Genomic DNA, 10,678 nt, shown 5'->3' with positions numbered 1-10,678 from the left:
GGCGCTGTCGTGGGCGAAGGTCCAGCCGGCGTCGCCGACCGGGCCGACGTAGGCGAAGGCGACCTTGAGCGGCTCGGGCTTCTTGGGGGCTTCAGCGGCAGGCGCGGAAGCGGGGGCTGCGGCAGGTACCGCTTCTTCCTTCTTGCCACAGCCGACCAGGGCAGCGGTGGCGGCCAGCGCCACCCAGCCGGAGGCCCGGATCAGGGTGCGCTTCGAGAGCTTGGACATGGTTTCTCCTTCGTCAATCAATCGGTGAACAACGCAACGGAACAGCGGATTATCAGGTCCGCTCAGGAACCCGGAAAGAACGGCTTGCCGATCGACGCCGGCATGTTGGCCCGGATCCACGCCGGGTTCCGGGAGATCAGCACCAGCACGACGATGGTCGCGACATACGGCAGCGCGGTGAGCAGCTGGCTGGGCAGTTCCACCCCTTCGCCCTGCAGGTGGAACTGCAGCATCGTCACGCCGCCGAACAGGTAGGCACCCAGCAGCACCCGCGCCGGCCGCCACGTCGCGAACGTCGTCAGCGCCAGCGCGATCCAGCCCTTGCCGGCCGTCATGCCCTCGACCCACAGCGGCGTGTAGATCACCGACAGGTAGGCGCCCGCGACCCCACACAGCGCCCCGCCGGCCATCACAGCGGCCAGCCGGATGCGCCGCACCGGATAACCCAGCGCATGCGCCGACTCCGGCGACTCGCCCACCGCGCGCAGCACGAACCCGGCCCGCGAGCGGTAGAGAAACCACACCAGCGCGAACATCAGCGCGATCGTCAGGTAGACCATCGGGTGCTGCCTGAAGAACGCCGGGCCGATGAAGGGAATGTCGGACAGCACGGGGATGTCGAAGTGCGGGCGCTCGGCGAGCTTCTCCTGCGTGTAGCGGATGCCGACGAAGGCCGAGAAGCCGCCGCCGAACAGGCTCAGCGCGAGGCCGGTGGCGTACTGGTTGGTGTTGAGCCAGATCACCAGCACGCCGAACATCGCGGCCATCACCGCCCCCGCCCCCGCCCCCGCGGCGAACGCCAGCCAGTCGTTGCCGGTCTGCACCGAGGTGGCGAACCCGGCGATGGCCGCCACCAGCATCATCCCCTCGGCACCCAGGTTGAGCACGCCGGCCCGTTCGTTGATCAGCAGCCCGAGGCCGGCGACGGCCAGCACGGTGCCCGCGTTCAGCGACGCGGCCAGCAGCAAGGCGTATTCGTTCATTCCACTCATGGCTTGGAACTCCAGCGGATGCGGTAGGCGATCAGCGTGTCGCAGGCCAGCAGCGTGAACAGCAGCAGGCCCTGGAACACGCCGGTCAGCGCCTTGGGCAGGCCCAGGCGCGACTGCGCGAGTTCCCCGCCGATGTAGAACATGCTCATCAGTACCGCCGAGAAGACGATGCCCACCGGGTGCAGCCGCCCGACGAAGGCGACGATGATCGCCGCGAAGCCGTAGCCGACCGGGACATACGGCGTGAGCTGTCCGAGCGGGCCTGCCGCTTCGAGCGCGCCCGCCAGCCCGGCCATCCCCCCCGACACCAGCAGCGCCGTCCACAGCGCCCCCCGCGACGAGAACCCCGCGTAACGCGCTGCCGCCGGTGCCAGCCCGCCGACCTGCAGCGCGAAGCCCCGGTAGGTGCGGAACAGGAAGGCCGTGAACGCCGCCACCAGCGCCAGCGCGATCAGCACACCGATGTTGGCGCGCATCCCGTCGAACAGCCGCGGGATCCTGGTCGGCGCGGCGAAGGTGACGGTCTGCGGGAAATTGAAGCCCTGCGGGTCCTTCCACGGGCCGTAGACGAGGTAGCTCAGCACCATCTCCGCCACGTAGACCAGCATCAGACTCACCAGGATCTCGCTGGCGTTGAAGCGGTCACGCAGCAGCGCCGTGATCGCCGCCCAGGCCATGCCGCCGAGCACACCGGCCGCCAGGATCGCCACGACGATCCACTTCGACGACGACGCATCCGCCTGCAGCGCCACCCAGCCACCGGCCAGCGCGCCGAGGATGAACTGCCCTTCCGCACCGATGTTCCACAGGTTGGAGCGGAAACACACCGCCAGCCCCAGCGCGATCAGCACCAGCGGCACCGCCTTGACCGCCAGTTCGGACAGCGCCCGGGCATTCTTCACCGGCTCGACGAAGAACACCTCCAGTCCCTTCACCGGGTCCTTGCCGAGCAAGGCGAACAGCGCGATGCCGATCAGCACCGTCAGCACCAGCGCGATCAGCGGCGATGCCAGCGACATCACCTGCGACGGCTGGGGCCGTGCTTCAAGCTTCAACATGGTCACGCTCCCACAATCCCGACATCCACGCGCCGATGCGCTCGATGGTCGCGTCCCGCGTCGCGATCGACGGCGACACCCGGCCCTGCGCGATGACGACGAGCCGGTCGCAGACCTCGAACAGCTCGTCCAGTTCCTCGCTCACCACCAGCAGCGCGCAGCCCGCGTCCCGCAGCGCCAGCAGCTCGCCGCGGATCTGCGCCGCCGCGCCGACGTCCACGCCCCAGGTCGGCTGGCTGACGATCAGCAGCTTCGGGTTGGCGGCGATCTCGCGGCCGACGAGGTACTTCTGCAGGTTGCCGCCCGACAGCGACTTCGCCGCCGCCTGCGGGCCGCCCGCCTTGACGTTGAAGCGCCGGATCAGCTCGGCCGACTGCGCGCGGATCGCGGCCATGTCGAGCCAGCCGCCGCGGCCGACGCCTTCGGTGCGGGTCAGGAGCACGTTGTGCGCCAGCGAAAGTGTCGGCACCGCACCGCGGCCCAGGCGCTCTTCCGGCACGAAATGCAGCCCCTGCCGCCGCCGGGCGGTCGGCGAGGCTTGCGCGATGTCCTGGCCGAACAGCGTGACCGAGCCGGCCGGGGCGCGGGGGTCTTCGCCGGAGAGCGCGGCCATCAGCTCCTGCTGCCCGTTGCCGGACACGCCCGCGATGCCGACGATCTCGCCCGCGCGCACCTCGAAGCCGATGCCCGCCAGCGTCGTGCCGAACGGATCGTCCTTCGGCAGCGCCAGCCCGCGCACCGCCAGCGCCACCTCGCCCAGCCTGGCCGGCCGGTGCTGCAACTGCGGCGGCTCGGCACCGATCATCAGGCGGGACAGCGAGGCGTTGGTTTCCTTCGTGGGATCGACCTCGCCCGTGACCTTGCCGCCGCGCAGCACGGTGCAGTGGTGGCACAGCGCGCGGATCTCGTCGAGCTTGTGGCTGATGTAGAGGATCGAGCAGCCGTTGTCGGAGAGCTTGCGCAGCGTGACGAACAGCTTCTCGACCGCCTGCGGGGTGAGCACCGAGGTCGGCTCGTCGAGGATCAGCAGCTCCGGGTTCGTCAGCAGCGCCCGCACGATCTCCACGCGCTGGCGCTCGCCGACGCTCAAGGAATGGACCGGCCGCAGCGGGTCGACCTCCAGCCCGTACTCGCCCGCCACCGCCCGGATGCGCTCGATGACCTGCGCCAGCGACATCGCCTTGTCGAGGCCGAGCCAGACGTTCTCGGCGGCGGTCAGCGTGTCGAACAGCGAGAAGTGCTGGTAGACCATGCTGATGCCCAGCGCACGGGCGTGGGCGGGGCTGGTGATCTGCACCGGCTGGCCGTTCCAGCGGACCTCGCCGGCGTCCGGTTTCACCGCGCCGTAGATGATCTTCATCAGCGTGGACTTGCCCGCGCCGTTTTCGCCGAGCACGGCGTGGATCTGGCCCGGCCGCACCGTCAGCGCCACGCCATCGTTGGCGCGTACCGCGGGGTACTGCTTGGTGATGCCCAGGAGTTCCAGGCGAGGAGGAGCGGTCATGAACGGACTCCGGGTGAAGATCGACGCACGGGAGGCACTGAAGCGGTGCGCATTGTCATGGAAACTGTCACGGTTCAAGCCCGGGGCGGCGGAATATCGCGTGCCCGGCCACCCAGGTCGCGGCGAGGTTGCGTTCGTCACCCAGCGTCATCCAGGCAAACACCCGCTCATGCAGCTTTCGGACCCGCCCGTCGCGGTGCTGCGCGACCGGCCCGCGCGCCCAGTCCCACAGCGCCAGATCGGCGACGCGGCCCGCTTCGAGCGAACCGATCTCGTGGTCCAGCCCGAGCGCCTGCGCAGCCCCCAGCGTCGCGCCATGCAGCGCCTTCCACGCCGTGAGCTTCACGCCACGCAACGCCTGCACCTTGTAGGCGTCTGCCAGCGTGCGCAGCATCGACAGGCTGGTGCCGCCACCCACGTCGCTCGCCAGCGTGACCCGCGCCCCGGCCGCCTCCAGTTCAGGCCAGGCGCACAGGCCGCTGCCAAGGAACAGGTTCGAACTCGGGCTGTGCGCGATCTGGGCGCCGGTGTCGGCGAGCAACTGGCGGTCGGCGTCGTCGAGCCAGATGCCGTGGGCGAGCACGGCGCGTTCGTTCAGCAGGCCAGCGCGGTGGTAGACATCCAGGTAGCTGCGCGCCTCGGGGAACAGCTCGGCGACCCAGGCGACCTCGGCGCGGTTCTCGGCGACGTGGGTCTGCATGTAGAGGCCCGGCACCTCGGCCATCAGCCGTCCGGCCATCGCGAGCTGCGCGGGCGTACTGGTCGGGGCGAAGCGCACGGTCATCGCGTAGGCGAGCCGCCCCGTGCCGTGCCACTGGCGGATCAGGTCGCGGCTGTCGCGCTCGGCGCCGGGCACGTCGTCGCGCAGGCCGTCCGGCGCGTGGCGGTCCATCAGCACCTTGCCGGCGATCAGGCGCATGCCGCGGCGGTGTGCGCCGGACAGCAGCGCGTCGGCGGACACGCGGTGGACGGTCGGGAACACGACGGCGGTGGTCGTGCCATGGGCCAGCAGCGCGTCGAGGAAGGTCTCGGCGCCCGCCTGCGCCACCGCCGGATCGGCATGGCGGAGTTCGGCCGGGAAGGTGTAGGTGTTCAGCCAGTCGAGCAGCTCGGTGCCGAAGCTGGCGATGACGTCAAGCTGCGGGCTGTGGACATGCGTGTCGATGAAACCGGGCATCAGCAGCTGGCCACGGTGGTCTTCAGCCTGCCAGTCGGGGCCGGGAGTGAAGACGTTCGCGGGCTCGGCACCGACGATCCGGCCGTCCTCGATCAGCAGCCAGTGGTCCGGCCGCCAGCGCACACCGGACGCGGCATCGGGCGCGCTCCAGCCGGGGTCGGCAGTGAAATCGAGCAGGTCGGCGCGCAGCGCCAGTCGGGAACGGGTCATGCGAGGGCCAGGGGTTGGGCGGTGAGGCGGCGGGCGACATCGCGCACCGTCTCGCGCAGCCAGCGCAGCGAGGCGGCGCTGTGCGTCACCTCGTGCCAGAGCTGGTAGTAGGTCATCGCCGGGAAGGCGATCGGACTGGGCACGATGCGCAAGGGCAGCCGCTCCAGATGGCGCAGGCAGAACAGCCGCCCGGTGGTCAGCACCAGCGCCGACTGCGCCAGCATCGTCGGCACCAGTGCGAAGTGCGGGCTGCGCACGACGATGCGCCGGCGCAGGCCGAGGCGGTCGAGGTGTTCGTCGATGACGCCGTGGCCGCCCGTGTGCAGCGCGGTGGGCGCGACATGGTCCGACTCCAGGTAGTGCGCGGACGTCCACTCGTCGGGCCGGCGCGCGGCGAGGTGGTCGGCGCCGACGAGGCAGACGATCTCGTCGGAGAACAGCCGGCCGATGTGCAGCTCGGCCGGTGGTTCCAGCCAGTTGCCGATCACCAGATCGACCTCGCCACGGGCCAGACGGGCGCGGTAGTCGAACTCGGACGACAGCGCGTGGATGGTGACGCGGGCGCGCGGTGCCTCCTGGCGCAGCCGGGTGACCAGCGCGGGCAGGAACAGCGGGTCGATGTAGTCGCTGGCGGCGATGCGGAACTCGATCTCGGCCGCACCCGGCGTGAAGGCGCGGCTGCCGGCCTTGCCGCCGAAGAGCTGCTCGGCGCTGCGCAGCAGGGCCTCGGCCGGCGCCATCAGTTGCAGCGCCACCTCGGTCGGCACCATGCCGCTGCCCGCCCGCACCAGCAGCGGGTCGCCGATCAGCGCACGCAGCCGCTTGAGCTGCGCGCTGACGACCGGCTGGGTGGAGGACAGGCGCATCGCGGCCCGCGAGACGCTGCGTTCGGCAATCACGGTGTGGAAGACCCTGACGAGGTGAAGCTCGATGGTGTCGAAAACGGGGCGGCTCGTCATACGTGCATTCTGATGCTGGTCATCTCGCCAAGCCCATAGCGAGAACCATGCAAAGGAGTATGTTCGGCGCCATGTCAGCGCCTACCCCACTCCGGTCACCCCGACCGATCCGGTTCTTCCACCGCGGTGCCCTGCAGCAGATCGACACCCCCGCGCCCACGCGCACGCTGCTCGACTGGCTGCGCGAGGACGCCCGCCCGCGGTGCACCGGCACCAAGGAGGGCTGCAACGAGGGTGACTGCGGCGCCTGCACCGTGCTGGTGGCCGAGCGCGATGACGCGGCGCCGGGCGGCGTGGCGATCCGCAATGTGAACGCCTGTCTCACCTTCCTGCCGACGCTGGCGGGCCGCGCCGTGCTGACGGTGGAAGACCTGAAGCCGATCGCTGCCGCGCACGGCCAGTCGGTACACCCGGTGCAACAGGCGCTCGTCGCGTGCCACGGCTCGCAGTGCGGGTTCTGCACGCCCGGCTTCGCGATGACGATGACCGGCATCTACGAAGACCACGGCGCCGCCGGCACCCGCCCGACGCGCCAGCAGCTCGCCGACGACCTCGCCGGCAACCTGTGCCGCTGCACCGGCTACCGGCCGATCGTGGACGCGGGCGAGCAGATGTTCGATGCACCCGCCGCCCTGATCGACCGGGCGGCGCTGCGTGAACAACTCGACGCGCTGGCCGCCGAAGCCACGCCGCTGACGCTCGACGAGTTCGCCGCGCAGCGACTGGCCCGCCCGGACGCCCGCATCGTCGCCGGGGCCACCGATGTGGCGCTCTGGGTGAACAAGCAGTTCCGCGACATCGGCGAGCCGCTGTGGATCGGGCGGGTGGCCGAACTGCGGCGCATCGAGGTCACGGCGCAGGCGCTGCACATCGGCGCCGCCGCGTCGCTCGAAGACGCCTGGCGCACGCTGACCGACGCGGTGCCGACGCTGCGCGAGGTGTGGCAACGCTTCGCCTCGCCGCCGATCCGCCACGCCGGCACGATGGGCGGCAACGTCGCCAACGGCTCGCCGATCGGCGACAGCGCGCCCGTGCTGATCGCGCTGGGGGCGGACATCGTGCTGCGGCGCGGGGCGGTGGAGCGGGTGATGCCGCTGCAGGACTTCTACCTCGGCTACCTGCAGAACGCGCTGCAGCCGGGCGAGTTCGTGGCGCGGCTGGTCGTGCAGCGACCGGCGGAAGGCACGCAGGTCCGCGCCTGGAAGATCAGCAAACGCTACGACAGCGACATCTCCGCCGTCTGCGCCGCGTTTGCGCTGCGGCTCGACGGGGACCGCGTGGCCGAGGTGCGGCTGGCGTTAGGCGGGATGGCGGCGATCGTCCAGCGTGCAGCGCAAGCCGAAGCCGCGCTGCTGGGTCAGCCGTGGACCGAAGCGACCCTTGCCAGCGCCCAGGCCGCACTCGCGCAGGACTTCCAGCCGCTCAGCGACCTGCGCGCCAGCGCGGCGTATCGGCGCAAGGTCAGCGCCAACCTGCTGCGCCGGCTGTGGCTGGAAACACGGCCCGATGACCCGCTGCCGGCCGAGGACACGACCGTCTGGACGCCGCGCCTGGTCACCATCACCCCGGAGGTGCGGCCATGAGCGTCGTCGGCACACCCCGTCCGCACGAGTCGGCCCACCTGCATGTGGCCGGCGCCGCGCCCTACATCGACGACATCGCCGAGGTCGCCGGCACGCTGCACGCCGCGCTCGGCCTGTCCCCGGTCGCCCATGGCCGGCTGGTCGCGCTCGACCTCGATCGCGTGCGCGCCCTGCCCGGCGTCGTCGCCGTGCTGACCGCCGCCGACATCCCCGGCGCCAACGACTGCGGCCCGATCGTCCACGACGACCCGATCCTCGCCAGCGACACCGTGACGTGGCGCGGCCAGCCGATGTTCGCCGTGATCGCCCGCAGCCGCGGTGAAGCCCGCCGCGCCGCCGCCCTCGCCGCCCAGGTGGCGACGATCGAGCCGCTGCCCGCTGTGCTCGACCCGCTCGAAGCCCACGCACTGCAGCAGTACGTCGTGCCGCCGATGCACCTGGTCCGCGGCGACGCGGCCACGGCCATCGCCAGCGCGCCACACCAGTTCGACGGCCGCTTCAGCCTCGGCGGCCAGGAGCAGTTCTACCTGGAAGGCCAGATCGCCTACGCGATCCCGCAGGAAAACGACGGCCTGCTCGTCCACAGCTCGACGCAGCACCCGACCGAGATGCAGCACGTCGTCGCCCACGCGCTCGGCCTCGCGGCGCACCAGGTGCAGGTGCAGTGCCGGCGCATGGGCGGTGGCTTCGGCGGCAAGGAATCGCAGTCGGCGCTGTTCGCCGCCGTCGCCGCCATCGCCGCGCACCGGCTGCAATGCCCGGTCAAGCTGCGCCCCGACCGCGACGACGATTTCCTGATCACCGGCCGGCGCCACGGCTTCGAGTTCCGCTACCGCGTCGGTCACGACGACACGGGGCGCCTGCTCGGCGCGGACGTGGAGATGGTGTCGAACGCGGGCGCCACGGCGGATCTGTCGGCGCCGGTGATGACGCGGGCGCTGTGCCATTTCGACAATGCCTACTGGCTGCCGAACGTCGATCTGCGCGGCTACTGCGCCCGCACGAACACGCAGAGCAACACCGCCTTCCGCGGCTTCGGCGGGCCGCAGGGCGCGCTGGCGGTGGAGATGATCCTGGACTCGGTGGCGCGCCGGCTCGGGCTGGACCCGCTGGAGGTGCGCCGCGCCAATTTCTACGGCACGACCGAGCGCAACGTCACGCCCTACGGCCAGACCGTCGAGGACAACATCCTCAGCCCGCTGGTCGCCGAACTCGCCGACCACGCCCACTACCGCCAGCGCCGCGCCGAGATCGCCAGCTTCAACGCCACCAGCCCGGTGCTGAAACGCGGCCTCGCGCTGACGCCGGTCAAGTTCGGCATCAGCTTCAACGTCGGGCACTTCAACCAGGCCGGCGCGCTGGTCCACGTCTACACCGACGGCAGCGTGCTCGTGAACCACGGCGGCACCGAGATGGGCCAGGGGCTGAACACCAAGGTCGCGCAGGTCGTCGCGCACGAACTCGGCATCGCCTTCGAGCGCGTGCGGGTCAGCGCCACCGACACGCACAAGGTCGCCAACACCTCCGCCACCGCCGCCTCCACCGGCACCGACCTGAACGGCAAGGCCGCGCAGGACGCCGCCCGGCAGGTCCGCACCCGGCTGGCGCAGTTCCTCGCGCCGCGCTGGCAGGTCGGCGCCGACACGGTGCGCTTCGGTGCGGGCATGGTCTCGTCAGGCGAGCAGTCGATGCCGTTCACCGAGCTGGTGGCACTGGCCTACACCGCCCGCGTGCAGCTCTGGAGTGACGGCTTCTACGCCACGCCCGGCCTGCACTGGGACCGCGACAAGCTGCAGGGCAAGCCGTTCTACTACTTCGCCTATGGCGCGGCGCTGAGCGAAGTCGTCGTGGACACGCTGACCGGCGAGTGGCGCTTGCTGCGGGCGGACGCGCTGCACGATGTCGGTGCGTCGCTGAACCCTGCCGTGGACATCGGCCAGATCGAGGGTGCGTTCGTGCAGGGCATGGGCTGGCTGACGACCGAGGAGCTGCGCTGGCAGCCAATGGACGGCTCGCGCACGGCCGGCCTGCTGCTGACCCACGCGCCGAGCACCTACAAGATCCCGACCGCGAACGACGTGCCGGTCGCCCCGGGCGCGTTCCACGTCCGGCTCTACGACCACCGCAATCCGGCCGACAGCATCCACCGCAGCAAGGCGGTCGGCGAGCCGCCGCTGCTGCTGCCGTTCAGCGTGTTCCTGGCGATCCGCGATGCGGTGTCGGCGGTGGGCGGGCACCGGGTCGATCCGCCGCTGCGCGCACCCGCGACCAGCGAAGCCATCCTCGACGCCATCGCGGCGGTGCAGGCGGGATGACCCCCGGCATGCTGGCCGCCGAGGCCCGGCGCTGGCTCGCACAGGGGCGGCGTGCGGTCGAGGTGCAGATCCTGTCGCACCGCGGCTCGACCCCGCGCGAGACGGGCACGCGCATGGTCGTGGCCGAGAACGCCGTGCTCGGCACCATCGGCGGCGGGCATCTCGAACTGCTGGCGATCACCGCGGCGCGCGATGGCCTGCGCCACGCGCCCATGGCGCCGACCGATCTCGACCTGCCGCTCGGGCCGGCGCTCGGGCAGTGCTGCGGCGGGCGGGTCGTGCTGCGGCTGCAAGCGCTGACCGAAGCGTCCCTGGCCGACTGGCCGGGGCCGCAGCCGCGGTTGTTCCTGCAACTGCATGGCGCCGGTCACGTTGGCCGGGCGATCGTGAAGCTGCTGGCCGACATCGACTGCCGCGTCCAGTGGATCGACGAGCGCGAGTCTGAATTCCCCCCACTGACAGGCGCCGAGCCGCCGCACATCGAGCGGGTGTGCGTGGACACACCGGAAGCCGAGGTGGCGCTGGCGCCGCCGGGCGCGTTCTATCTGGTGATGACGCACCGGCATGACCTCGATGAGCGGATCACCGAGGCCGTGCTGCGACGGGGGGATTTCGGCTACTGCGGGCTGATCGGCAGCGGGACGAAGCGGGC

General features: G+C 71.2%; 8 protein-coding genes and 1 pseudogene. 3 read left to right on the top strand and 6 right to left on the bottom strand.

Annotated elements, in window-relative coordinates; all coding sequences use genetic code 11:
- From AB3X43_RS06300 to AB3X43_RS06275, 6 genes and pseudogenes are all read right to left on the bottom strand, one after another.
- A pseudogene (locus AB3X43_RS06300) lies at positions 1–228 on the bottom strand (BMP family ABC transporter substrate-binding protein); the annotation flags it as partial.
- Between the two features lie 62 nt (positions 229–290).
- Positions 291–1,211, bottom strand: a complete 921-nt coding sequence (locus AB3X43_RS06295) for an ABC transporter permease (RefSeq protein ID WP_369429013.1) — start codon at positions 1,209–1,211, stop codon at positions 291–293.
- A 5-nt stretch (positions 1,212–1,216) separates the two neighbouring features.
- Positions 1,217–2,278, bottom strand: a complete 1,062-nt coding sequence (locus tag AB3X43_RS06290) for an ABC transporter permease (RefSeq protein WP_369429012.1) — start codon at positions 2,276–2,278, stop codon at positions 1,217–1,219.
- A complete protein-coding gene (locus tag AB3X43_RS06285; protein ID WP_369429011.1) occupies positions 2,265–3,782 on the bottom strand; it encodes an ABC transporter ATP-binding protein in 1,518 nt (505 codons plus the stop codon). The genes AB3X43_RS06290 and AB3X43_RS06285 overlap by 14 nt, the downstream gene beginning before the upstream one ends.
- 67 nt (positions 3,783–3,849) lie before the next feature.
- Complete coding sequence (gene guaD / locus AB3X43_RS06280) at positions 3,850–5,169, bottom strand: guanine deaminase (protein ID WP_369429010.1); 1,320 nt, start codon at positions 5,167–5,169, stop codon at positions 3,850–3,852.
- Complete coding sequence (locus AB3X43_RS06275; RefSeq protein ID WP_369429009.1) at positions 5,166–6,128, bottom strand: LysR family transcriptional regulator; 963 nt, start codon at positions 6,126–6,128, stop codon at positions 5,166–5,168. Before AB3X43_RS06275 ends, guaD begins: the two co-directional genes overlap by 4 nt.
- Before the next feature lie 71 nt (positions 6,129–6,199).
- Between AB3X43_RS06275 and xdhA the strand changes: the two genes are divergently transcribed.
- From xdhA to xdhC, 3 genes are all read left to right on the top strand, one after another.
- Positions 6,200–7,711, top strand: coding sequence for a xanthine dehydrogenase small subunit (gene xdhA / locus AB3X43_RS06270; RefSeq protein WP_369429008.1), 1,512 nt, complete (start codon positions 6,200–6,202; stop codon positions 7,709–7,711).
- Positions 7,708–10,026, top strand: coding sequence for a xanthine dehydrogenase molybdopterin binding subunit (xdhB, locus tag AB3X43_RS06265; RefSeq protein WP_369429007.1), 2,319 nt, complete (start codon positions 7,708–7,710; stop codon positions 10,024–10,026). The genes xdhA and xdhB overlap by 4 nt, the downstream gene beginning before the upstream one ends.
- Positions 10,023–10,678: xanthine dehydrogenase accessory protein XdhC (gene xdhC, locus AB3X43_RS06260; protein WP_369429006.1), on the top strand; the 656-nt coding region annotated here is incomplete at its 3' end. The genes xdhB and xdhC, both read left to right, overlap by 4 nt.

The organism is Sphaerotilus sp. (genome assembly GCF_041083715.1).
GTDB lineage: Bacteria > Pseudomonadota > Gammaproteobacteria > Burkholderiales > Burkholderiaceae_C > Sphaerotilus.
The sequence above is the reverse complement of the archived record's forward strand: the minus strand, read 5'-3'. Positions and strand labels throughout refer to the sequence as shown.

What these genes read in the sequence shown, in the direction of transcription:
- AB3X43_RS06295 (WP_369429013.1), bottom strand. Translation starts at nt 1,211, where the DNA reads ATGAACGAATACGCCTTGCTGCTGGCCGCGTCGCTGAACGCGGGCACC.
- AB3X43_RS06290 (WP_369429012.1), bottom strand. Translation starts at nt 2,278, where the DNA reads ATGTTGAAGCTTGAAGCACGGCCCCAGCCGTCGCAGGTGATGTCGCTG.
- AB3X43_RS06285 (WP_369429011.1), bottom strand. Translation starts at nt 3,782, where the DNA reads ATGACCGCTCCTCCTCGCCTGGAACTCCTGGGCATCACCAAGCAGTAC.
- guaD (WP_369429010.1), bottom strand. Translation starts at nt 5,169, where the DNA reads ATGACCCGTTCCCGACTGGCGCTGCGCGCCGACCTGCTCGATTTCACT.
- AB3X43_RS06275 (WP_369429009.1), bottom strand. Translation starts at nt 6,128, where the DNA reads ATGACGAGCCGCCCCGTTTTCGACACCATCGAGCTTCACCTCGTCAGG.
- xdhA (WP_369429008.1), top strand. Translation starts at nt 6,200, where the DNA reads ATGTCAGCGCCTACCCCACTCCGGTCACCCCGACCGATCCGGTTCTTC.
- xdhB (WP_369429007.1), top strand. Translation starts at nt 7,708, where the DNA reads ATGAGCGTCGTCGGCACACCCCGTCCGCACGAGTCGGCCCACCTGCAT.